Origin of the sequence: Streptomyces aurantiogriseus (genome assembly GCF_014649375.1) — a bacterium.
Taxonomy (GTDB): Bacteria; Actinomycetota; Actinomycetes; order Streptomycetales; family Streptomycetaceae; genus Streptomyces; species Streptomyces aurantiogriseus.
Window position 1 is genome coordinate 48,364 of sequence record NZ_BMSX01000028.1, and the last position, 22,590, is coordinate 70,953.

Genomic DNA, 22,590 nt, shown 5'->3' on the forward strand with positions numbered 1-22,590 from the left:
CTCGTGCACCCGCAGACCGAGAGAGTCGATACGCCCCAAACGCCGGCCGGGCTTCGCCGCCGGGCAGTAGCACGATGTCGGTCACGCCGGCCGAGAGGTTGACCGCCAAGGCGGCGCCCAGGGCGACAACAGGAGCGCGCGCCTCGGCGGCCTCCTCGCGGGTGCCGCCCAGGACCAGGACCCCATCCCCGGCGAAGCCGCAGAGACTCGCCTGTCGGCGCGGGCTCCCGGGCGTGATGCGGTGTATCCAGGACATATGGTTCCTCGACGACTCCGCAAAGATCACCGCGTGTCAGGGGAGCCACGGCATGCGCTGCTGGCGGTACCCATCGCGCTGATCGCGCTGGTCACGGTGATCGACATCCTGGCTCCGCCCAGCGTCCACCTCGGGCCCTTCCTGGTCGCCGCACCGGCTGTCACGGCGTCGTTCGCCGGGCCCCGCGCGACCGGATGCGTCGGCGCGCTCGCCGTCCTCGCCCAGGCCGTGATCGCGATGGTGCGCACCAGCCTCACTGATCTGAACCACACCGTCCAGCTCATCACTCTGATCCTCATGTCAGCGTTCGTGACCTCCTTCGCCGCCCGGCGAGAACGTCACGAGAAGGAACTGACCCAGCTGCGCTCGGTGGCGACAGCCGCACAGGAAGTGGTGCTCAAGCCGCTTCCCCACCGGATCGGTCCCCTGCGCATCGCCTCCGTCTACCTGGCCGCCGAAACCGAGGCGCAGATCGGCGGCGACCTGTATGCCGCCGCCCGCACAGCGCGAGGAAGCCGGATTCTCATCGGCGATGTCAGGGGCAAGGGCCTCGAGGCGGTCGGCGACGCCGCCCTCCTCCTCGGCGCATTCCGGGGCGCAGCCCACAGGCGGGCCGACCTGTCTGCTCTGGTCGCCTTCCTGGAGGGAACCGTCTCCTCGGACCTGGACGACCCCGCGGCCCCCGAAGACGAGACCGCCGATCGCGGCGAGGCGTTCATCACCGCCGCGGTGCTGGACATCCCGGACGACGAGCCGACCCTTCACCTGATCAACTGCGGACACCCCCCGCCCCTGCTGCTGCGCCGCGGCCAGGTCAGCCTGCTCGAGGTGCGCCACCCGGCGCCGCCTCTGGGGCTCACCGAATTCGTGGAAACCGACCTTTCCGCGGAAACGTTCACCTTCGAGCCCGGCGACATCGTCCTGCTCTACACGGACGGTGTCATCGAGGCCCGCGACCGGGACGGCACTTTCTACCCGCTCACACAACGGGCGGTCAGCGAGTCCCGCAAAGGTCCCGACGCTCTTCTGGCCCACCTGTGCAAGGACCTGTTGCACCACGCCGGCGGTCAACTCGATGACGACGCCGCCATGGTGGCGATCGAGCGCCTGCCGGGGGCATCGTGAGCAGAGGTACGCACGGAGGCGTGCCTCGGGGAGACGCCCGAGTTCTGAAGCGCCTGACGGAGATGCCGGACCGCGCGACCCGCGTGGTGTTCGCCAAGCACTGGTCGTCGTCGTCCTTGCGCTCACCGCATGCGCGGTGCTCGCCGTCGGCGAGTTGATCTCCGATGCGCCGCCGCACCTCCTGGCCCGACTCGGCGTACGCCCGGACGCCCTCGCGCCCCGGTGTGTCAATACAGCTGCCCTGAGAAAGGTTTTCCGTAGCAGCGGATTTGCGGTCGCCGGAAGTCGGGACGAGTATTTTTTAGGGCGGAACGGCCGGGGCAACCTTGATGCCGACGCCACCGGATGTGTACCGCGACCTTCGGACCTCGAGAATCCCGACAAGCTCGACCTCGAGCGCCCGAACAACGAGCACGTCGGCTACAGCCAGGGCATCCACTACTGCTTCGGCGCCCCGCTTGCGCGGCTGGAGGTCCAGACCGCTGTCAGCGAGTTCATCCGCCGCGTGGAGAACCCGCGGCTAGTCGAGGACCCGCCGCCGTACCGCCGTAACCAGATCTTCCGCGGCCCGCGCCACCTCCTGGTCGACATCGACGGAATCCGCGATGAGCCCCGGAGCAATGGACAGCCATGAAAGCATTCCAATTCGTCGAACCGCACAAGCCGGCGGAGCTGCGCGAGGTACCGGTGCCCGAGCCCGGGCCGGGGCAGGTCCTGGTGAAGGTCGGGGGGGGCCGGCGCCTGCCACTCGGACCTGCATCTCATGGAGGCGCCCCCGGAGCGCGTGGGGCGGCTCCCCTTCACGATCGGCCACGAGAACGCGGGGTGGGTGGAGACGCTGGGACCGGGCGTCACCGGGTTCGCGCCCGGAGACCCGGTGATCGTCTATGGTCCCTGGGGCTGCGGGCTGTGCGCCAACTGCCGGGAGGGCCGGGAGAACTACTGCCAGACTCGCCCGCTGGTCGCCGAGTGCCGCCAACGGTCAGCCTCTGCGTGTGCTCTTCGTACGCACCCGCGAGGGCAAGGAGCGACTGGTCCGGCATCTCGACGAGGGCAACAGGGCCAAGACGCTCAGTGCACCGGCCGTGGCGATCCTGGCGTACGACGTCGACTTCCACGAGCAGATGCCGACCGTCTTCCCGGCTCGCGGCGAGATGCTCCGAGCGGCGTTCGCCGACCAGACGGAGAAGCGCGAGAGCCTCGCGGTCTACAACTCGGCACTGCAGACCGGGGTCTTCCTGCTCGCGGTGCGCGCGGCAGGGCTGGCGGCCGGTCCCATGGCGGGCTTCGACAGGGCCGGCGTGGACGGAGAGTTCTTCTCCGGTACCAGCTGGCGCTCGCATCTGGTGGTCAACATCGGTCACCCCGGTGCTGACCCGTGGTTCCCGCGGCTGCCCCGCGTGCCGGTCGAGGACGCCATCGCCTATGCCTGAGGGCACTGCCGCCGCCAGGTAGGTGAAAGGCGCCATGCCGTGGGCGCCGGTGCTCTTCCGAGTACCGGCGCCACCTGCACACCGCACTGGATGACCACTCCCGCCTGGCCTACACCGAAGACCTGCCCGACGAGACCGCCGCGACCTGCGCAGCCTTCCTCACCCGCGCCACCGACTTGTCCGGACAGCACGCCTAGGACCAGCCCCGCAGAGCGGCATCCACGACGGCCTCCACCTCTGGTGGCCGCTGCCGATCAGAACGCGACCTCATCGCTTTCTGCCGCCAGCATTGTGTCGGTCAGTGCATTGGTCTTCACCGTCGCCTCATTCTGGTGGATCAACGCCAGGCAGGGGCGCCTGGAGTCGTGGGAGCCTCATTCCTTTGCAGCGATCGTCCACAGCTCCATGGTTCGCCTGCGGTTTCCGCTCGTCCTTCACAACACCGGTGCCAAGCCGATAGTCGTGCAGGATTTCAGGCTGAGCTTCCCTGATGAGCCCGCCTCTCATCTGCCGCTCCTGTGGACGTCTTCACCATCTCGTCTCCAACCCGGGCCGGACGAGGAATCAGAGTTGCCGGCCGGATTCGTTGTAGCCGGCAGAGAAGCGCAACAACGCTTCATCGAGTTCGAGGCACCGTTTTCCGGGTTAATTCCGGAGGCCCGTGACTACAAGGTCCGAATCCAGGTGAGGGTTGGCCACCGCAAGGGGTGGCGCACGCTTCTGACGTTCACCTTGAGGACCACCAACATCATTCATCCCGACCAGTAACACCGTCTGCAACAACGCCCCTATCGAACTGACGAAGGAAGACCGGAGAAAGGCAGACGCTGCGCTCCTGGAGCTGTTGGAGGAGCAGGAGAGGGGCGCTTCCACCAAGGGCGAGACCCAGCGGCGAGGCTCTTCGAACGACGAGGGCAACACCGGCACGAACCTCTAGGGCGGGAAGAAGGTCCCGGACGCTGTGGCGAATGTGTCGGCACCCCGCCCGCCGCCGCGGCCGCCCCGCTACGACGGGGTCCACCTCGGCCCGGCTCAGCCGGCACCTGCCCCCTTGTCTCTGCGGCGGCGGGGGACGACGCAGACGACGTCACTCGATACCTATGCGCCATCTCCGATACGCAATGTCTCACAGGCTGGAGGTTCCCGCGGAGTACTGGACTGTGAGCAGTTGAGGACTGGCAAATGGAGCGGCGGCCGACGGAGAGGTCCGGCTCGGCGCTCTTCACTGAGCCCGATGGCGCTGTGCCACGCGGGCAGAGAACCGCTGGGCGACGGGCCGGTCCGGGGCAGCAGAGCCCACCAACAGCCTCACCGAGTGAGCCGCTCACGGCTCGCTGGTCGCTGTTGCGCCGGTTGCCCATGACGGCGCGGAATCTTAGGGACGGCGCCTCAGCGGTACCGCCTCTCAGGGCGGCCGGCCCCATGAGATGCTGCACCGCCTGGCAACGCACACAAGGACTCATACGGGGCGGCGCAGGCGCGTCGACCCAGCGGCCTGCGGCAAGCTTGGGATCGGGCCCCGCGACGTCAGGCGGACGGCGTGGGAGCCGGCGGCGGGGTCGCGTGTCCGGGCGGGCAGAACTCGGCCGAGACGACGTTCTTGCCGCCGCCGACCCAGTCGCCGTTGAAGTTCAGAGCGATCATGTGGCGGCCGTCGTTCGTGCCGAAGGCCTGTGTCGAGGAGCCGTGGATACCGCCGGAGTGGCCCCAGACCTTGATCCCGCAGCTCGTCTCGTACTCGATGAGACCCAGGCCGTAGCGCTGGCGCGGCAGGTTGCCCTCGGTCGAGACCGTGGTCGTCATCTGCTGGAGCTGGGCGGGGCGCAGCAGTCTGCCGCTGAAGAGGACGGTGTAGAAGCGGTTGAGGTCGGAGGAGTTGGTGACCATCTCGCCCGCCGCCCAGGCCCAGGACGGGTTGAGCTCGGTCACGTCGTAGGTCTTGCTCGGGTCCTCCGTGAAGGTGGAGTAGTGCCGGGTGGGCGCGGGCACGTGCGGGTCGGTGCCGGGGAAGTACGTGGCGCGCATCCCGAGCGGCCTGGTGATGCGCCGCTCGATCTCCTCGGCGTAGGGCCTGCCGGTCAGCTTCTCGATGATCAGCCCGAGCAGGAGGTAGTTGGTGTTGGAGTACTTCCAGGAGGTGCCGGGCTCGAACTGAGGAGGGTTCTGCAGGGCGAGGGCGATGACCTGCTGCGGAGTCCAGTCGTCGTAGCGGGACTCGAGGAACTCGATGCCCAGCACCTTCTTCGCGAACGCGGCGTCCTCGGTGAAGTTGAAGATGCCGCTGGTGTGGTTCATCAGCTGACGGACCGTGATTTTCGTGCCGTCGTGGCCGTTCCCCCGCACCAGGCCGGGCAGGTAGTGGTCGACCGTGGCATCGAGATCGGCCTTCCCTTCCGCCTGGAGCTGGAGCATGACGGTCGCCACCAGCGTCTTGGTGACACTTCCCGCGCGGAACCGGTCGCCGTTGCCACGGGGCTGCTGCGTGGAGAGGTCGGCGACGCCCGAGGTGCTCTTCCATCCCCCGCGGGTGTCGCGTACTTCGGCCACGACGCCCGGCACGCCCGAGGCGACGGCCGCGTCCATGGCGGCCTGGGTGGCAGCGTGCCGGGACTCCCCCGTCTCCGCGGCGGTCACCGTGCGGCCCACCGCGACGGCAGGCGTCGTCAGCAGGGCCGAACCTGCCGCTGCCATCAGTGTCAGCCCCACCAGCGTCGTCCGTATCAGGCGTGTCGACATGTGCATCTTCCCTCTCTCGGCTCGCGGGAAAGCATCGTGCCGACCACTCCTAACCGACCGCCAACGTCCCGCCAACGCCCCGCCCACGGCGATGAGGTGGCGCCCTTTGAACCGGGCCCGGTGCTGAACGAAGATGATGTTCTTCGATCGACGTCGGACGCCGGATGTTCGGTGTTCGGCGCCCGACGCGGGGGGAGTGCCGGTGAGGTTCGCAGTACTGGGAGCACTGACGACAGTCGACGACGACGGCTTGGCCGTCGCTCTGGGAGGATCGAAATCCCGCTCGTTGCTCGCCGCACTGCTGCTGGAGCCGAACCGCACGGTGCCGCTGGACACGGTGATGGCGGTGCTGTGGGGTGAGGAGCCACCGCCGACGGCCACCGCCTCGCTGCACAACCACGTCGCCCGGTTGCGGCGAAGCCTCCACGACATCGGCGGCGCACGGCTGCGCACCATGCCCCATGGGCTCGAAATGCGGGTCGGCGAGGATGAGTTGGACCGCGACGTGTTCGAACGGCGGGTACGCCGAGCGCAGGAGGCCCGCCACCGGGAGGACTGGGAGGCGGCGGAGCAAGACGCCAGTGCCGCCTTGGCGCTGTGGCGCGGCACACCGTTCGCCGATGTGCCCGCCCTCGTCGGCCACCCCGTCGTGACGTTCCTTCAGGAGCAGCGGTTGCAGGCGCTCGAATGCCGCTTCGAGGCTCTCCTGCGCCTCGACCGCCTCGACGGGCTCGCCGCCGAACTGGGCATTCTGGTCAAGGAGCATCCGTTCCGGGAGACGCTGCACCGCCAGCTGATGCTCGTCCTCGGCCGCACGAACCGCCGGGCCGAAGCGCTTGCACTCTTCCGGTCGCTGCGCCGGGCCCTGACAGACGAACTCGGGGTCGAGCCCGGCCCCGCCGTCCAGGACGCCCATCGGGAGGTGCTCCGCAGCGCGGCCGTCCCGTCCCGCGAGTCACCCGCCGTCCCGGTGGCCCGGCGAACCTTGTCGGCGAGGATGCCCCCGCGACTGGCACAACTTCCCGCCCCGCCCGCTGGGTTCGTCGGCCGTGCCGAGCACATCGCCGAGATCCGCACGGAGCTGGAGTCCGGTCGCAGCCGCACGGCACTCGCCGTGATCAGCGGAATGCCGGGCGTGGGCAAGACGGGCCTCGCCCTGCACATCGCGGAACAGCTCCGGCATGCCTTCCCCGACGGCCAGCTCTATCTCAACCTCCACGGAGCCACACCCGGCGTGGCCCCCCTCGACCCCCTCGACGCCCTCGCCGTTCTCCTGCACGGCCTCGGGGTGGACGCCCGGCGGATCCCGTGCGATGTGGGGGCCGCCTCCGCCCTGCTGCGCTCCGCGCTCGCCCCCACCCGCACGCTGCTCGTCCTCGACGACGCGGCCTCGGTGAGCCAGGTACGTCCACTGCTGCCGGCCGGCGCCGGCTGCGCCGTACTGCTGACCAGCAGACGGCCGCTGGCCACTCTGGGAGCCTCCGCGCATCTCCATCTCGACCCGCTCTCACCGCGGGACAGCGCTCTCCTGCTGGAGGGGGCCTCGGGGCGGTCCTGGACCGCATCCGATGCCGAACCGGTCGCCCAGCTCGTGGCCCTGTGCGGAAACCTGCCCCTGGCGCTGCGGGTCTCCGCAGCCCGTCTGAGGAGCCGACGGACCCTTTCGGTGGAGAAGCTGGTGGAACGCCTCGCCCGGCAGGAGGACCGCCTGGACCACCTCGAACTGGAGGACCTCAGCGTGCGCCGATCCCTGATGGCGGCCCATGAGGCGCTCCTGGCCTCGAGCGACCCGCGCGACGGTGGCGCCGCCGCGGCCCTGGTCCTCATCGGTGCGCTGGACCTGCCCGAATACGGGGCACCTCTGATGGCCGCCGCCGTGGAGGGCACAGAACGGAGCGCCGAGGAGGCCCTGGACCGTCTGGCGGAGGTGGCGCTGCTCCAGGAGGTGGGATGGGGCCGCTACGTCCCGCACGACCTGGTCCGCGATTTCGCCCGGGAACTCGCCGGCCGGCCCGGCGAGCAGGCCCGGAACGCCGAGGCCGCCGAACGGTCCCTGCGCTGGTACCAGGAACGGCTCACACAATGCGCCGCAGCCCTACGGCCGGACACCGGGCGAACGCCCGAGCACCCTCGGCACCCCGAGCACCCCGGAGGACGGACCGGCACGGTCTTCGCCGATACGGCGGAGGCACTCGCCTGGGGTGACGCGGAAGCGGCGAACCTGCTGTTCCTGGCCGGTTCCGGTGCTCACGGGCGCCTGGGCCCGAACCGCACCCTGGACCTGATCAATGCCTTGTTCCCGTACCTGCACGACCGAGGCCGGGTGCAGGATCTCGAACGGTTGACCCAGCACGCCATCACCCTTGCCAGGTCCAGCGGCAACACCGCGGCCGAAGGACGGGCGCTGGGCCACCTCGCCTCCGCGCGCTATTCGGCCGGACACGTCCGACAGGCACTACTGCTCCTGGACGAAGCCGTGGAGCTCAGCGAACACCTCTCCGACGACGTTGCCCGGATGCGTCACCTCGGCAACCGGGCCGCGCTGCTGCGTGAACTCAACCAGGACGCTGACGCCCGAGCCACGTTGACACGGTGTCTCGCGCTGCGCCCCGACCACCTCACACCCGGCGAGGAGGCGATACTCCTGGGGCACCAGGGGTACGTGGCCGAACTCACCGACCTGCGCTCGGCCCTCTCGTACCACCTGCGCAGCAGAGAACTCGCCCGGGAGGTGGGCAGCGCCGTGATCGAGCAGGTCGCCCTGTGCAACATGGGCCGTGCGCACCTGGGCCTCAGCGAGCCCGCCCATGCCCTGCAGAGCTTTGAAGAGGCGCTGCGCGTCATGGCGGCCGGCGTGGCGCACTGGAACGCGGAGCGGGAGACGCGACTGGGCCAGGCGCAGGCGCTGCGAGCGCTGGGCCGCCTCGCACAGGCGGGGGAAGCGTGCACGCCGCTGCTCCAGGAAGCCGCCGCGCGCGGCGACTCCTACGGCCGCGGCCTCGCCGAGTACGAGTTCGGGCACGTCCTGAGGGCGCTCGGGGACGAACGGGCGGCCCTGAACCTATGGGGCAGCGCGCTGTCCGCCCTGGAAGGAACGGACGCGCAGGTACTCGCGGACCTGCGTGCCCTGACGTCTGCCCCGACGGCCGCTGCCGACAGCTGACGGAACGCCATCGAAGCTGTGCCGACGAGCAGCACCAGGACAAAGCCGCCGGGCGGGCCCGAGGGCCGTCCGTGGCGGGCGGCGTGCACAGCGCGTGTGGTGTCGGTCCAGCCGGATCGGCCGCTCAGTAGCGCTCGGCCGGCGGTTCGGCGCGGTCCAACTCGTCGGCCGGGGCCGGGCTTCCTGCGGCAGCCCTGGGAGGCGTAGGCGTCCCACTCGGCGACCAGGGCGTCGGCGACCGGCCGGACGGCATTGCCTCCGAGGGAGGTTGGTGCCGAGAAGCGGAGGGGCGGCGTGCACGGACGCGGTGGTGACGGGCAGCAGCCGGGCAGGGCCGTCGCGACCGAGTCCCTGCCTGCACAGGTCCACCCGATCGTCGGCGCGCAGGGTGTCGACCGGAAAGGTCTCGTCGTCGGCGACGGGCCTCGCGTCGGCGAGGCAGGCCGTCAGCGTCCCGCGCTCCTCGGGGTCGGCGATCAGCGGATCGGGGTGCTCGATCGCGGGGCGGCGTACAGCCGTCACCAGTTCCCGTAGTCCTCCACCAAGGCGGCGATCAGCTGGAGCAGGGCGTCGGCCCGGTGCCGGTCCCCGCCCTGGCCGCGCAGGGCTTCATCGGCCGCCCGGAGCCGGGCCAGGGCGGCAGGTTCGCCGTCCCCCCTTGCCTTCGCCGGGGCGGCATCGTACGCTCACCGTCCGTACCGACTGGCCGGTATGTTCGGCACATGCTTCGGTACGCGACGACGGCGGCGCACGGCTGCGCTGACCGTCGATCCCACGCGACCGTCGAAGGAGCCGCCGGAGATGAGCAGAATCAACCACCAGGTGCGCCTGGCCGCACGTCCCGTGGGAGAGCCGCGACCCACCGACTGGGAGCACGTCGAGGAGCGGACCGGACAGCCGGGCGACGGGGAATTCCTGGTGCAGGTGCTCTGTCTGTCGATCGACCCGGCGATGCGCGGCTGGATGAACGCGGGCAGGTCCTACATCCGCCCGGTGGAGATCGGCGAGGTGATGCGCGCCGGCGCGGTGGGAAGGGTGGTCGCCTCCCGGCACTCCGGGTTCGCGGTCGGCGACCATGTGTCGGGCTCGTTCGGCGTGCAGGAGTACTGCGTGTCGGACGGGCGCGGCGTCACCAAGGTCGACCCGACGGCGGCGCCTTTGCCGACGTATCTCGGCGCTCTCGGTATGTCGGGCCTGACGGCCTACTTCGGCCTGATCGACATCGGGCGTCCCGAGCCCGGTCAGACCGTCGTCGTCTCCGGAGCGGCGGGGGCGGTCGGGAGTGTCGTCGGCCAGATCGCCAAGATCCTGGGCTGCCGGGTCATCGGCATCGCCGGCGGCGAGTCCAAGTGCCGGTTGGTGGTCGACGAGTTCGGGTTCGACGCCGCGATCGACTACCAGAAGGAGGACGTCCGCAAGGCGCTGCGCGAGCACGCCCCCGACGGCGTCGACGTGTACTTCGACAACGTCGGCGGTGACGTCCTGGACGCGGTGCTGCTGCGGCTGGCGCACGGTGCCCGCATCGTCGTCTGCGGCGCGATCTCCCAGTACAACAGCACCAAGCCGCAAGGCCCCGCCAACTACCTGTCGCTGCTGGTGAACCGCGCCTCCATGACGGGCATGGTGGTGTTCGACTACGCCGACCGGTACGCCGAGGGCATCGCACAACTGGCCACGTGGCGGGCGGAGGGCCGGCTGAAGTCCCTGGAGGACGTGGTGTCGGGCGGAGTGGCGGCGTTCCCCGAAACCCTGATGCGGCTCTTCCGCGGTGAGAACCACGGCAAGCTGGTACTGAAGATCGCGGACTGACCGGGCAGAGGGGAGGGAGAAGTCCGGTGAAAGCACTGAGCTACCACGGCCGTCACGACATCCGCTACGGGGATGTCCCCGACCCGGCCGTCACCAACCCCACCGATGCGGTCATCCAGGTCACCACGGCCGGCATCTGCGGCAGCGACCTGCACATCTACCGCGGAAACCCGTTCAGCCCGGAACTGGGCTACACACCGGGGCACGAGTGCGTCGGAGTGGTGGTCGACACCGGCGACCAGGTCGCCCGCTTCAAGCCCGGCGACCGGGTTCTGGTGCCTGCCTCGGTCGGCTGTGCCCTGTGCCGGTCGTGCGTGGCCGGGTTCACCGCCCGGTGCGAGCGCGCCAAGTCCAGCACGGACCTCTGCTACGGAGTAAGCCCGCAGCTTCAGGGGAGCCAGGCTCAGGCCCTCGCGGTGCCGTACGCCGACGTCAATCTGGTGCACCTGCCCGAGGACATCTCCGACGAGGCCGCCGTCGTCCTGACGGACAACGCCCCCACGGCCTGGTACGGCTGCCGCCGTGCCCGCATCCAGCCCGGTGAGACCGTCCTGGTCATCGGCCTCGGCCCGGTCGGCCTCATGGCCGCCCAGTCCGCCTTCGCGATGGGCGCCGCGCGGGTGCTGGGCGCGGACCTGGTCGCGGAGCGCCGCGCCTTCGCCGCCACCCTGGGTGTGGAGCCGGTCGAGGGCGACGACACACGGACCGCCATCCGGGAAAATGACCGGCGGACGCGGACCGGACGCCGTGGTGGAGGCCGTGGGCTCGGACGCCACCATCGAGCTCGCCCTCAAGGCCGTCCGGCAAGCCGGCCGGGTCAGCGTCATCGGGGTCAGCCAGAGCAAGGCGTTCCCTTTCCACATGGGGCTGGCTCAGGTCAAGGAACTGGAGTTCGCCATCGGGCTCTGCTCGGTGCACTACGAGCTCCCTCCCCTGATCGCCCTCACCCGTGCCGGCCGGATCAAGCCGGAGGTGGTCGTCTCCCACCGCTTCGCCCTCTCCGGAGGCCCGGCGGCGTACGACCTGTTCGCAGACCGCTCCGACGGCGTCCGCAAGATCCTCCTCGACCCCGCCCGCTGACCCTGTTCATAAGGGAAGACAAGGTTTCATCCCACAAAGGGCACTTCCTGGCGCGGGTGAACTGCCCATGCGCGGCTGACGCCGTACGATCGTGTCGCCACGGATCACTGGTCGCTGGTCATGAGCCGGCGACTGCTCGTTCGGCGGACCGGCGTCGCTGGTACTCCATTGCCGCCCCGCTCGAACCGCACCGCCGGGCATACCGGACGGACCGCACATGTCGTACCTCCGCCATCTGCTGCCGGACCGCAACCGAGACGACGTACGTCCAAGGAGACAGGAAGGCTGATGATCTTCATCACCGCCAAGTTCCGAGTCCGTCCCGAGCATGCCGACCGGTGGCCGGACATCACCGCCGACTTCACCGAAGCCACGCGCCGGGAGCCCGGCTGCCTCTGGTTCGACTGGTCGCGCAGCGTGACGGACCCCACGGAGTACGTCCTGGTCGAGGCCTTCCGCGATGACGAAGCAGGCGCTGCTCACGTGCAGTCGGCGCACTTCAGGGCCGCGCAGCAGACGTTGCCGCCCCATCTGATCGAGACTCCCCGCATCGTGAACGCGAACGTTCCGCAGGACGACTGGTCGCTGCTGGGCGAGATGGCCGTTCCCGAGCAGGGGTAGGACAGGCTCCCCCGGATCGACTGGTGATCAGATCCTGCGGGTGCACGGCGGTGTGACGGAGTCTGGGCCAAGCAACCACTGTCCACCGCCGCTCCGCATACATGGGGCCACGCGCATCCCGGTGAGACACGGCCCTCTTGACATCCACAGCGCCACTCGAGCATGGCCGCTGCGTGGTGGCGGCCGGCCAGGCGCCGCCCGAGCTGACCCTTCCCGGGACCACATCAACCCCGAAACGTGACCCACGACAGACTTACAGACATGCCAACCAGTCGGTATGGTGCGCCGCCTGAACCACTCTTCCCCGTTCACCTCACGGCCCCGAGCCGTAGTGGAAGGCCAGGCGATGACATACGCCGACGAGAACCGGTACCCACCGTCAGCACCTACGGGATGGCCGCTGCCGCACTCCGAGCCCCACGGGATCACCCCTCGACACGAGACGTACGGGCAGAACCCGTGGCCGGAGTCGTACGGGCACGACGCCCCGCGATACGACTCGTACGGGCAGCAAGCCCCTTGGGACTCCCCCTACGGGCACGAGGCTCATCGGCACGACCGCGACCTCGCCGCCCTCCGCTCGGCCTACCGCCTGCTCCGCCGGGTCTCCACGCTCACCGCGCTCGGCTCCTTCGTGGTGTATGTCGTGCTGTCCTGCTATGCGCCCGGCCTGATGGGATCCAAGATCGCCGGAGAGCTGAGTCTGGGCATGACCCTGGGCGTCCTCCAACTCGTCGTCACCTTCGCGGCGGTCTTCTGGTACGGACGCAGCGCACAACGCTCGGTGGATCCGTTGGCCCGCGCCGTCAGGGAGCGGGCGGTCCCCGCCGGCCGGAACGCCGGGGTGGCGAGATGAACGACTTCAGCTCCGGGACGCAGGCCATCGTCCTGGTCATGTTCACCACGCTGGTCACCGTCACGCTGATGATGTGCATCATGGCGGGCCCGGACCGCGACGACCTGACGAACTTCTACACCGGCTACCTGTCGCTCACCCCGCTCAAGAACGGCCTGGCGATTGCGGGCGACTACATCTCCGCGGCCACGGTGCTGAGCACCACCGGCATCATCGCGCTCGCCGGCTACGACGGCTATGTCCTCGCGGTCAGCACCGCCCTGTCCCTGGTGCTGCTGATGTTCCTGCTGGCCGAACCCCTGCGCAACGCCGGCAGGTTCACCATGGGCGACGTCCTGGCCCGCAACATGCCCGGACGGGCCGTACGTATCGCGGCCTGCGTGGTGACGCTTTCGGCGACCCTGCCCTTCCTGGTCGTCCAGCTTTCCGGAGCCGGGTCGCTGCTCACCTTCATCCTTAACATCCCGCACGCGGCGGGCGCCAGGACGGCGTGCATCGTCATCATCGGCAGTCTGATGATCATTTATGCGGCGATCGGCGGTATGAGGGGCACCGCGCTCATCCAGATGATCAAGATCGTGCTCCTGCTCGGCACCAGCGTCGTCGTCGCCGCTCTCGTACTCAACCGCTTCGACTGGAGCCCCGGCGACATCCTCAGGGCCGCCCAGCACGGCAGCGGCGCGGGCCCCGCCTTCCTCCAGCAGGGCCTTCAGTTGGGCACCTCGCCCGTTGACCGGCTGGACTTCGTCAGCCTCCAGTTCACCGTGGTCCTCGGTGTGGCCTGCCTGCCCCACATCACGATGCGTCTGTACTCCGCGCAGGACGTGCCGGCCGTGCGCCGCTCCATGTCGTGGGCGGTCGGCACGGTCACCACGTTCTGCCTGCTCGTGATCATCATGGGTACGGGTGCGGCGGCCCTGGTGGGATCGCGGTACATCACCGCGGCCGACCCGCACGGCAGAACGTCGGTGCTCATGCTGTCGCAGGTGCTCGGCGGGCCCCCGCCTCCGCGGGCGTGACGATCCTCTACTCGGCCGTGGCGGGCATGGTGTTCATCACCCTGCTGTCGTCGGTCGCAGGGATGACCCTGGCCGCCGCCTCGTCACTCGCCCACGACCTGTTCGCCCATACGGTGCGGCGGGGACAGGCCGAGCCGCGTACCGAGATGACGGTAGCGGCGTGGACGAGCGTGGCCGTGGGGATCGTTGCCATCGGGCTCGCCACCATGGTGCAGAACTGGGACGTCGGCGTGTTGACCACTCTGGCCATCTGCATAGGGGCATCGGCGGTGGCACCCGCGCTCACCTACTCCCTGTTCTGGCGAGGGTTCACGCGCACCGGCCTGCTCGCCACCCTCTACGGCGGCGCGGCCTGCGCAATGCTGCTCATGGTCTTCTCCAAGGCCGTGTCGGGCACGCCGTCCGCCGTCTTCCCGGACGCCGACTTCGACCTCTTCCCCATGCAGTCCACCGGACTGGTCTCCATCCCGTTCGGCTACCTGGCGGGCTGGCTGGGCAGCCGTCTGGACCACCGGCGCCGTGCCGCCGACAGCCGTGAGCACCGGCGGCTGTACGAGGAGAACGAGGCACGGCTGCTCGCCGCAGCCGAATGAGCACGGCGGCGCGGGCGGGCCTGCTCCAGGCAGCCTCCCGCGCCGGCCGCGCCCTGAGACGGTCAGACGGGAGTGCCGGTCAGTTGCTGTTCGGTCCACACGGTCTTGCCCTCGCGGGTGTAGCGGGTACCCCAGCGTTCGGTCATCTGGGCCACCAGGAACAGGCCGCGCCCGCCCTCGTCGGTCGTACGGGCGCGGCGCATGTGTGGTGAGGTGTGGCTGGTGTCGCCGACCTCGCACACCAGACACCGTTCACGGATGAGCCGTAGGGTCGCAGGACCGCCGGCGTAGCGGTAGACGTTGGTGACCAGTTCGCTGGCGACCAACTCGGTGGTGAACGCCAAGTGCTCCAGACCCCACTCGGTCAGTTTGGCCGAGGTCAATGCCCTGGCCCGGGCGGCGCTGGCGGGCTCCGGCGGCAGACGCCAGGAGGCGACATTGTCCGGTGGCAGCATGCGGGTGCGGGCGATCAGCAAGGCGACGTCGTCGCCGGGGCGCGAGGGCACGAGCGAGTCGACGACCGCTTGGCATGTCCATTCCAGCGCGTCCGCGGGGCGGGTGAGCGCCGCACACAGCTTCGTCAGGCCGATGTCGGCATCAATGTGGCGTTCGCCGATGAGTCCGTTGGTGTACAGGCACAGCAGGCTTCCCTCGGCCAGTTCGATGTCCCGTGCCTCGAACGGCAGGCCGCCCAGGCCGAGCGGTGGGCCGGCGGGCAGGTCGAGCAGAGCCACCTGTCCATCCGGAGCGGTCACCACCGGCGGTGGGTGACCGGCGCGGGCCACGGAGCAGCGCCCGGAGACCGGGTCGTACACGGCGTACAGGCAGGTGGCGCCGACGACCTGTTCGTCCACGGGCCGTTCGCCGGCTGCTTCCTGTTCGGCCGCCAGCAGGTTGACCAGGTCGTCCAGGCGGGAGAGGACCTCGTCCGGTTCCAGGTCGAGGCTGGCGAGCGTATGGACGGCGGTGCGCAGCCGGCCCATGGTGGCGGCAGCATGGATGCCGCGACCCACCACGTCGCCGACGACGAGGGCGACCCGGGCCCCGGACAGGGGAATGACGTCGAACCAGTCGCCGCCCAGGCCCGGGGCCGCGCCGGCCGGCAGGTACCGCAGGGCCACCTCGACGGCCGACTGATCCGGAACCGCCCGGGGCAGAAGGCTGCTCTGCAAGGTGAACGCGGTCTGCTGCTGCTGGGTGAAGCGCCGGGCGTTGTCGATGGCGACGGCGGCGCGCGAGGCGAGTTCCTGAGCGAGGGTGAGATCGTCCGCCTCGAAGGCATCGGGGTGGCGCGAGCGCCACAGGGTCATGACGCCGAGCACCAGGCCACGCGCGGCAAGGGGTACCACGATCAGGGAGTGGGCTCCCAGGTCCGGAGCGTGGGCCCCCTGACGGCCTTCCGCCGAGAACCAGTCGGGCGGGAGAACCGGCTCCAGGACGGGCCGTCCCTCGGCCAGGCATCCGGCCTGCGGTGTGTCGGGCCCGAACTCCACGGGCTCCCCATGGGGGTGGGGCGGGCCGGGTTGCTGGGCACCGACGCTGCAGGTCCCCAGTCGGACCACGGGCCCTGCCAGGGCGCGCGTCGGTTCCTCACCGAGCGTCACCGGCTGAAGCAGGTCCACCGACGCATGGTCGGCGAGGTGAGGCACCATCACCTCGGCGAGTTCCCGGGCGGTCTCGGCCACGTCGAGGGTGGTTCCGATACGGCTGCCGACCTGGTCGAGGAGCGCGAGCCGACGCTGGGCCCGATGGCGTTCGGTGATGTCCTCGATCATCTCGGCCACACCCAGGATGCGGCCGGAGGGGTCCTCCATCCGGAAGGACGAGACCAACGCGACCCGCTCTCGTGCCGGATCCCGCTCCAGGCGAGCGAACTGCTCGGAGTAGACCAGGGGTCTTCCGGTCTGCATCACCTGGCGCACACGGTCCACAGCCTTGCGTGCGTCGTCGGGGAGGAGCATTCCGCCGGTGGGCAGCCCCCGAAAGTCGGCTGCCGGGACGCCGCTGAAGCGTTCGATGGCCCGGTTGACCCGGAGAATCCTCAGGTCGGGGCCGTGGATGACCAGGCCGATCGGGCATTGGCGGTACAACCCGTCGAGAACCGCGCGGTCCCTTTGCCACTCAAGGACATCAACCGCGAGTGCCCCCGCGAGAAACCACTCACGGACCCGGCCACCGCGTGACAGCTCATGGGCCCTGAGCCCCATCTCCACGAGCCGCCCGTCGCGGTGCCGCAATGTGAGCACGCCGAACCAGCCGCCGGCTCTCCTGCAGTTCGCCGCGGCCTCAGTGACAGCCGGCAGATCACGAGGATCGACAAGGACCTCGAACGCCGGACGACCGATCACGGCTGTGTCCGGATAGCCGAGCAGTTCCTGAGCCCGCCGGTTCCATCCGACCACGACTCCCCGGTCGTCGAGCACCGCCGAGGCGGCGAGGTGCAGGGCGAACGGATCGTCGTGGCTGTCGCTGAGCTCCGTCATCCGCTTTTCCACCACTGGACACCACCGTGTACTCGGTCGCCGATGTCCTGCCGCGGGTCCTGACCGTGGCCGGTGACCGGCATGACGGCGTTCGTGGCGGTGGCTCGGCATTCCCGAAGGCACGCGACCTGCTGACCATGTAAGCCTATTGAAATTCCGCGGAGGCCGCGGCCTCGCGCGCTGCGTGGCGTGGCGGGCAAGAGGGATGACGACATGCCGCTGCGCCGCGAGGCCTCGCCCCGGCGGGCGTCGCGTTCCACCTCCCTCGCATACCGCTCGGCCGCCGAGGCACCGTTCGGGAGGTTGCCGAAGCCGTCAGGATTTCCTGCGGCCTCCAGTGACGGGCAGGGGCGGTCCCGGAAGGTCAGGGCCGACCGGGACCGCCCCCGCGGGCTCACTTCGCCAGCGGGCCGAACTCCTTGCGGGTGTCCACCGGCTTGCCGAACAACTGCCACCGCTCGCCCTCGAACCGCATCAGCTGCATCGTCTCGATCGGAAAGGCGTCAGCGGGCCCGGTGGAGAGGGTGACACCGGGCAGCAGCATGTCCACCTCGACGTCCTTGAGGTTGCGCACCGCGTCCCGCAGCCCCTCCCTGGTCGGGCACTTCATCGCGTCCAGGGCCTTGTGCAAGCTGGAGGCGGCGGCCCAGCCGTAGGCGTTGAACTGGTTGGCCGGGTCGGAGTCGGGCGCGTACTTGCGCAGGGCGTCCCGGTACGTCTTCATCTCCGCGTCATCGGCCCACTGCGGGTCGGCGGGGTCCTTGAAGTAGGTCGCCGACACCACGCCCTGGACGTTCTTGAACCCGACAGGCTTGAGCACGGTGGCGGAGGAGGACACGTTGTTCACGATGTGCAGCGGGTTCCACCTGGTGTTCTTGGCATCGGCGGCGAGGGCCTGGCTGCCGAACTTCGGCGTGGTGATGTTGAGCAGCACATCCGCCCTGGACCGGGCGAGGCTTGTCATCTGTGCGGAGACGGAGGGGTCGGTGACCTCGTAGCTCTCCTCGGCGACCACCTTGATGCCGCTGCCGGCGACGGCCGCCTTGAACCCGCCGAGCAGATCCTTGCCGAAGTCGTCGTTCTGGTGGAGGACGGCGACCTTGGCCTTCGGCTTCTCCTCCTTGAGGTATTTGGCGTACACCCGTGCCTCGGCGATGTAGTTCGGCTGCCAGCCGGTGGTCCACGGGTGGTTGTCGTCGGTCCCCCAGACGGAGGCGCCGGTGGCGACGAAAGGCTGCGGCACCTTCCGCTTGTCGAGGTAGTCCCACACGGCGGCCGTGGACGGGGTGCCCAGGGTCTGGAAGACGGCGAAGACCTTCTCCTGCTCGACGAGTCTGCGGGCCTCCTCGACCGCCTTGGGCGGCTGGTAGCCGTCGTCGCGGACGGTGAACACCACTGTGCGGCCGTCAATGCCGCCCTTGTCGTTGACGTGCTTGAAGTAGGCGCTCACGCCTTTGCTGATCGTGCCGTACGCGGAGGCCGGTCCCGACAGTGGGTAGATGCCGCCCAGCTTGATGGTCCTGTCGGTGATGCCGGTGGTCTGCTGACCCTGGCACGCGCCGTCGGCGGCGGCGTCCTTGTCGTCCTGCCCGCGCTGGCTGTTGCAGGCGGTGGCGAGGAGGAGGGCGGCGGACGCGGCCGCGGCCGCCCGCAGAGTGGTCGTCTTGCGCATGTGATTCATTCCTTTTCCGTGCGGGGCGGTGCGCCCACGGGTTCGGCATCGACAGGTGCGGGATCCGCCGGGGTGGGGGGCGCGGAGGGTTCGGAGCCGGGCGTCCGGTCGCCGGCGGCGGAGGTGGTGCGGGTGAGGCGACTGACGGCGGCACCCCGGACACGGCCCGCCAGACCGGCCAGTCCCGTCGGCGCCACGAACATCACCGCGATGATCAGCAGGCCGAACACCACACCGGGCGCCGCCTCGCTGATGTCCTGGGCCACGCTCGGCACGTACATCACGAAGGCCGCCCCCAGCAGCGGTCCGTACAGCGAGGCGAGCCCTCCGACCACCAGGCCGGCCAGCAGTGTGATGGACAGGACGAAGCTGAACGAGTCGGGTGAGACGAAGCCGATCACCCAGGTGTAGACACACCCGGAGACACCCGCGAACAGCGCGCTCCATGCGAAGGCGAGGGTCTTGTGCAGCGACAGCCGTACGCCCATGACCTCCGCGGCGCTCTCGTTGTCCCGCACGGCCAGCAGTGCCCGGCCGACCCGGGACCGCAGCAGGTTGCGGGCGAGCAGCAGAGCCACCGCGGTGACGGCGAGGACCACGAAGTACGTCCACTGGTCCTCGGCCAGCCCGCTCCACGCGGGCGGTTGCAGCTTGTCCACGGTCAGACCCATGGAGCCGCCCGTCACCGGTTCGAGCCGCTTGAGCAGCGGCGGCAGGAACACCGCGAACGAGAGGGTGACCAGGGCCAGGTACAGTCCGCGCAGCCGCAGGGCCGGCACGCCGAAACCGAGGCCCAGCAGGAAGCATCCGACGGCCGCGACCGGCAGCGTGGCCAGGTGGCCGGTGTCGTACCGGTCGAGCATGACCGCCGCCGTGTAGGCCCCGGCCGCGAAGAACGCGCCGTGCCCGAGGGAGATCTGCCCGCCGAATCCGACCAGCAGGTTCAGGCCGGCCAGCGCCACGGCGTACAGCAGCACCATGGTCAGCTGGAAGACCTGGAAGGGGGCGAAGTAGAACGGTGCGCCGACAGTGACGACTGCCGCGAGCAGCGCGGTGAGCGCCAAGCGCAGGCGCCGGGCACGGTCAGTGTCGAGTGTTGCGGTGATTGTGCTCATGCGCGCTCCACCGCCGCCCGTCCGAACAGGCCCTGGGGCCGCACCAGCAACACCGCCAGGATGATCACCAGGGGTACGCCCACCTTCAGATCGGCACCGATCACGTCCACGTACGCCCCCGCCAGCGTCTCGGCCACGCCCACGCACAGGCCGCCGACGACCGCACCGACCGGGCTGTCGAAGCCACCGAGGGTGGCCGCGGCGAACGCGTAGATCAGCACCCCGCCCATCATGTTGGGCTCGAGGAACAGCACCGGGGCGACGAGCACGCCCGACACCGCGCCGACTGTCGCGGCCAGCCCCCAGCCGAGCATCAGCACGCGGCCCACTCTGATGCCCGACAGCCGGGCGGAGGCGGGGTTGCAGGCGACCGCCCGCATCACCAGGCCGATGGACGTGTGCTGGAACAGCACGTACAGCAGGCCCATCACGACGGCCACCACCGCGATGATCCCGAAGGTCGACCAGTCCACACGCACCCCGGCCAGGTCGATCCCGCCGTCGGGGAACGGCTGCGGGAAGTCCTTCACGGTGAACGACCAGATCAGACCGGCCATCGCGTTGACGAAGATGAACAGGCCGACCGTGACGATGACCATCGTCAGTTCGGGCGCGTTCTGCACGGGGCGGATGACGATCCGTTCGATCAGCATGCCGCCGGCGAACGACACCGCCAGGGTCACCGGCAGCGCCAGCCAGAACGACATCCCGGACGCCACGAGTTGCCACGCCACGTACGTGGAGATCATGGCGAGCTCACCCTGCGCGAAGTTGACGATCCCGGTGAACCGGTGGATCAGCACCAGGGCCAGCGCCAGGCTGGCATAGACCGCGCCGGAGCCGACCCCTTCCACCACTTGCTGGAGCAGTTCGGTCACGGCGCTCACCCGCCCTTTCCGGAGCGGACGGAGACACCGAGGTACACCTCGGCGACCTGCCCGTCCTCGCGGATCTCCTGGGACGGCCCGGACAGCACCAGGCGGCCGGCCTCCAGTACGTGCGCCCGGTGGGCCACATCCAGCGCGAGTTGGGCGTTCTGCTCGACGACGACCACGGTGGTGCGTTCCTCCTCGTTGACGGCACGGACGATCTCGAACAGCTCGCGAGTGACCAGCGGCGCGAGGCCCAGCGACGGCTCGTCCAGGAGCAGCAGCGAGGGCCGCAGCATCAGCGCCCTGCCGATGGCGAGCATCTGCTGTTCGCCGCCGCTGAGGCTGCCGGCGTCCTGGCGGGACCGCTGGCGGAGCTTGGGGAAGTACCCGTAGATGCGCTCCAGGTCGGCCGCGACGGCCGCGCGCTCGGCGCGGCCGTCCCGCCGCCACCGGCCGGTGCGCAGGTGGGCGCCGATGCGCAGGTTCTCCTCGACCGTCAGGTCGTTGAAGGTGCCTCGGCCCTCGGGTACGTGCGCCACGCCGAGACGGGCGGTCTGCTCGGGCGAGCGGCCCAGCAGCTCCGTACCGTTCAGCGTCACCGAGCCGCGTCCGCGGACCATGCCGCACAGGGCCCGCAGCGTTGTTGTCTTGCCCGCGCCGTTGGGCCCGAGGATCGCGCACACCTCGCCGCGTGCGACGGAGAAGTCGAGCCCCTGGAGCACGCGGGCCTGGCCGTATCCGGCATGCAGGCCGGCGACCTTCAGGAAGTGCGGCTCCGCGTTCGCCCGCCCGGTGGTCTCGGTGCTGTCGGTGACGGGTTCCGTCATGCCGCCACCCCCAGGTACGCCTCGATGACCGCCGGGTCGCGCTGGATCTCCTCCGGCGAGCCCTCGGCGATCTTGCGCCCGAAGTCGAGGCACACCACCTTGTCGCACAGGCCCATCACGAATCCCATGTGGTGTTCGACCACCACGAGCGTCAGGTCGAACTCCTGGCGCACCGACCGGACCAGATCCGCGAATTGGTCGACCTCGCCATGGCTGAGCCCGTTGACGGGTTCGTCGAGCAACAGCAGCCGGGGCCTGACCGCGAGCGCCCGGGCGAGTTCGACGCGTTTGAGCGTGCCGAACGGCAGCCCGGAGGCGGGGTGGTCGGCGACATCCGCCAGGCCGAGACGTCGTAGCAAGTCGTCCGCCTGGTCACATAGTTCCCTCTCCTCCCGCCGGACGCGGGGCAGCCGGAGCGCCGCGGCGAGGTGTCCTGTGCGCCCCCGGCTGTGGGCGCCGACCATGACGTTCTCCCGGACCGTGAGCCGTGGGAACAGACCCAGGTTCTGGAAGGTGCGGGCGATGCCGCGCCCGGCCACGGAGTGCGGCGGGAGGGCGAGCAGGTCCTCGTCCTCGAACCGCACGGTCCCCGCATCAGGGGTGCAGCGCCTGGTGAGGCAGTTGAACAAGGTGGTCTTGCCGGCTCCGTTCGGTCCGATGAGCCCCACGGCGGTGCCCTGCTCGACGGTGAACGCGACACCGTCCAGTGCCGTGATCCCGCCGAAGCGCACGCTGATACCGTCGACCGCGAGCATGAGTGACGCCCCTTCCGAGGTCTGGGGGGTGGGCGAGCGTCACAGTAGGTGGGGGCCTTCCGAGCGCACATTGGGTGCGAGCACCCAACTTCGCGGCCACCGACTTGTGCGCCGCGCCCAGCTCTCCCGGCATGTTGCCCACCGAGCCTGTTGACGGGACACGAGGAGGGCAGCG

The 22,590-nt window shown here is 69.9% G+C and carries 17 protein-coding genes and 4 pseudogenes; 14 read left to right on the forward strand and 7 right to left on the reverse strand.

Going from position 1 to position 22,590, the window contains the following annotated elements:
* The first annotated feature begins 256 nt into the window (after window positions 1-256).
* The 6 genes and pseudogenes from IE263_RS40525 to IE263_RS40545 all read left to right on the forward strand — a co-directional run bounded on the left by IE263_RS40525 (window position 257) and on the right by IE263_RS40545 (window position 3,582).
* Window positions 257-1,381 carry a PP2C family protein-serine/threonine phosphatase gene (locus IE263_RS40525; protein ID WP_189943115.1) on the forward strand — a complete coding sequence of 375 codons (1,125 nt, stop codon included), beginning with the start codon at window positions 257-259 and terminating at the stop codon, window positions 1,379-1,381.
* A gap of 136 nt (window positions 1,382-1,517) precedes the next feature.
* Window positions 1,518-2,015: a hypothetical protein gene (locus IE263_RS40530; protein WP_189943116.1), complete on the forward strand. Its 498-nt coding sequence runs from the start codon at window positions 1,518-1,520 to the stop codon at window positions 2,013-2,015.
* Between the two features lie 129 nt (window positions 2,016-2,144).
* Window positions 2,145-2,276, forward strand: a pseudogene (locus IE263_RS49085) (alcohol dehydrogenase catalytic domain-containing protein); the annotation flags it as partial.
* Entirely contained in the window at window positions 2,269-2,814 is a 546-nt protein-coding gene (locus tag IE263_RS40540; RefSeq protein ID WP_268256119.1) for a malonic semialdehyde reductase, read from the forward strand. The pseudogene IE263_RS49085 and the gene IE263_RS40540, both read left to right, overlap by 8 nt.
* Before the next feature lie 71 nt (window positions 2,815-2,885).
* A pseudogene (locus IE263_RS49090) lies at window positions 2,886-2,987 on the forward strand (IS481 family transposase); the annotation flags it as partial.
* 67 nt (window positions 2,988-3,054) lie between these two features.
* Window positions 3,055-3,582, forward strand: coding sequence for a hypothetical protein (locus IE263_RS40545; RefSeq protein ID WP_189943117.1), 528 nt, complete (start codon window positions 3,055-3,057; stop codon window positions 3,580-3,582).
* 759 nt (window positions 3,583-4,341) lie between these two features.
* Here the strand turns inward: IE263_RS40545 and IE263_RS40550 are convergent.
* Window positions 4,342-5,550 carry a serine hydrolase domain-containing protein gene (locus IE263_RS40550; protein ID WP_229911434.1) on the reverse strand — a complete coding sequence of 403 codons (1,209 nt, stop codon included), beginning with the start codon at window positions 5,548-5,550 and terminating at the stop codon, window positions 4,342-4,344.
* 202 nt (window positions 5,551-5,752) lie between these two features.
* Between IE263_RS40550 and IE263_RS40555 the strand changes: the two genes are divergently transcribed.
* From IE263_RS40555 to IE263_RS40585, 8 genes and pseudogenes are all read left to right on the forward strand, one after another.
* On the forward strand, window positions 5,753-8,713 hold the full coding sequence (locus IE263_RS40555) for an AfsR/SARP family transcriptional regulator (protein ID WP_189943118.1): 2,961 nt from the start codon (window positions 5,753-5,755) through the stop codon (window positions 8,711-8,713).
* A gap of 294 nt (window positions 8,714-9,007) precedes the next feature.
* Window positions 9,008-9,247: a hypothetical protein gene (locus IE263_RS40560; protein WP_189943119.1), complete on the forward strand. Its 240-nt coding sequence runs from the start codon at window positions 9,008-9,010 to the stop codon at window positions 9,245-9,247.
* A 267-nt stretch (window positions 9,248-9,514) separates the two neighbouring features.
* Entirely contained in the window at window positions 9,515-10,522 is a 1,008-nt protein-coding gene (locus IE263_RS40565; RefSeq protein ID WP_189943120.1) for an NADP-dependent oxidoreductase, read from the forward strand.
* A gap of 26 nt (window positions 10,523-10,548) precedes the next feature.
* A pseudogene (locus tag IE263_RS49095) lies at window positions 10,549-10,911 on the forward strand (alcohol dehydrogenase catalytic domain-containing protein); the annotation flags it as partial.
* Window positions 10,912-11,242: 331 nt separating this feature from the next.
* Window positions 11,243-11,602 (forward strand): zinc-binding dehydrogenase, encoded by a 360-nt coding sequence (locus IE263_RS49100; protein ID WP_229911435.1) that lies wholly within the window; start codon window positions 11,243-11,245, stop codon window positions 11,600-11,602.
* Window positions 11,603-11,890: 288 nt separating this feature from the next.
* Entirely contained in the window at window positions 11,891-12,223 is a 333-nt protein-coding gene (locus IE263_RS40575) for a putative quinol monooxygenase (protein ID WP_189943121.1), read from the forward strand.
* Window positions 12,224-12,569: 346 nt separating this feature from the next.
* On the forward strand, window positions 12,570-13,079 hold the full coding sequence (locus IE263_RS40580; protein WP_189943122.1) for a DUF485 domain-containing protein: 510 nt from the start codon (window positions 12,570-12,572) through the stop codon (window positions 13,077-13,079).
* Window positions 13,076-14,691: pseudogene (locus IE263_RS40585) on the forward strand (sodium/solute symporter). Before IE263_RS40580 ends, IE263_RS40585 begins: the two are co-directional and overlap by 4 nt.
* A gap of 62 nt (window positions 14,692-14,753) precedes the next feature.
* On the opposite strand, the gene IE263_RS40590 reads toward IE263_RS40585, so the two are convergent.
* The 6 genes from IE263_RS40590 to IE263_RS40615 all read right to left on the reverse strand — a co-directional run bounded on the left by IE263_RS40590 (window position 14,754) and on the right by IE263_RS40615 (window position 22,415).
* On the reverse strand, window positions 14,754-17,174 hold the full coding sequence (locus IE263_RS40590) for a SpoIIE family protein phosphatase (RefSeq protein ID WP_189943123.1): 2,421 nt from the start codon (window positions 17,172-17,174) through the stop codon (window positions 14,754-14,756).
* 394 nt (window positions 17,175-17,568) lie between these two features.
* A complete protein-coding gene (locus tag IE263_RS40595) occupies window positions 17,569-18,846 on the reverse strand; it encodes an ABC transporter substrate-binding protein (RefSeq protein ID WP_189943124.1) in 1,278 nt (425 codons plus the stop codon).
* Between the two features lie 5 nt (window positions 18,847-18,851).
* Complete coding sequence (locus tag IE263_RS40600; protein ID WP_189943125.1) at window positions 18,852-19,961, reverse strand: branched-chain amino acid ABC transporter permease; 1,110 nt, start codon at window positions 19,959-19,961, stop codon at window positions 18,852-18,854.
* Window positions 19,958-20,848 carry a branched-chain amino acid ABC transporter permease gene (locus tag IE263_RS40605; protein WP_229911436.1) on the reverse strand — a complete coding sequence of 297 codons (891 nt, stop codon included), beginning with the start codon at window positions 20,846-20,848 and terminating at the stop codon, window positions 19,958-19,960. The genes IE263_RS40600 and IE263_RS40605 overlap by 4 nt, the downstream gene beginning before the upstream one ends.
* Window positions 20,845-21,660 (reverse strand): ABC transporter ATP-binding protein, encoded by an 816-nt coding sequence (locus tag IE263_RS40610; protein WP_189943126.1) that lies wholly within the window; start codon window positions 21,658-21,660, stop codon window positions 20,845-20,847. Before IE263_RS40610 ends, IE263_RS40605 begins: the two co-directional genes overlap by 4 nt.
* Entirely contained in the window at window positions 21,657-22,415 is a 759-nt protein-coding gene (locus IE263_RS40615; protein WP_189943127.1) for an ABC transporter ATP-binding protein, read from the reverse strand. Before IE263_RS40615 ends, IE263_RS40610 begins: the two co-directional genes overlap by 4 nt.
* Between the last annotated feature and the right edge of the window lie 175 nt (window positions 22,416-22,590).

Coding starts and splice junctions, on each gene's coding strand:
- IE263_RS49100 (WP_229911435.1), top strand. CDS start 11,243: ATGACCGGCGGACGCGGACCGGACGCCGTGGTGGAGGCCGTGGGCTCG.
- IE263_RS40565 (WP_189943120.1), top strand. CDS start 9,515: ATGAGCAGAATCAACCACCAGGTGCGCCTGGCCGCACGTCCCGTGGGA.
- IE263_RS40595 (WP_189943124.1), bottom strand. CDS start 18,846: ATGCGCAAGACGACCACTCTGCGGGCGGCCGCGGCCGCGTCCGCCGCC.
- IE263_RS40525 (WP_189943115.1), top strand. CDS start 257: ATGGTTCCTCGACGACTCCGCAAAGATCACCGCGTGTCAGGGGAGCCA.
- IE263_RS40615 (WP_189943127.1), bottom strand. CDS start 22,415: ATGCTCGCGGTCGACGGTATCAGCGTGCGCTTCGGCGGGATCACGGCA.
- IE263_RS40600 (WP_189943125.1), bottom strand. CDS start 19,961: ATGAGCACAATCACCGCAACACTCGACACTGACCGTGCCCGGCGCCTG.
- IE263_RS40540 (WP_268256119.1), top strand. CDS start 2,269: ATGGTCCCTGGGGCTGCGGGCTGTGCGCCAACTGCCGGGAGGGCCGGG.
- IE263_RS40575 (WP_189943121.1), top strand. CDS start 11,891: ATGATCTTCATCACCGCCAAGTTCCGAGTCCGTCCCGAGCATGCCGAC.
- IE263_RS40550 (WP_229911434.1), bottom strand. CDS start 5,550: ATGTCGACACGCCTGATACGGACGACGCTGGTGGGGCTGACACTGATG.
- IE263_RS40580 (WP_189943122.1), top strand. CDS start 12,570: ATGACATACGCCGACGAGAACCGGTACCCACCGTCAGCACCTACGGGA.
- IE263_RS40590 (WP_189943123.1), bottom strand. CDS start 17,174: ATGACGGAGCTCAGCGACAGCCACGACGATCCGTTCGCCCTGCACCTC.
- IE263_RS40610 (WP_189943126.1), bottom strand. CDS start 21,660: ATGACGGAACCCGTCACCGACAGCACCGAGACCACCGGGCGGGCGAAC.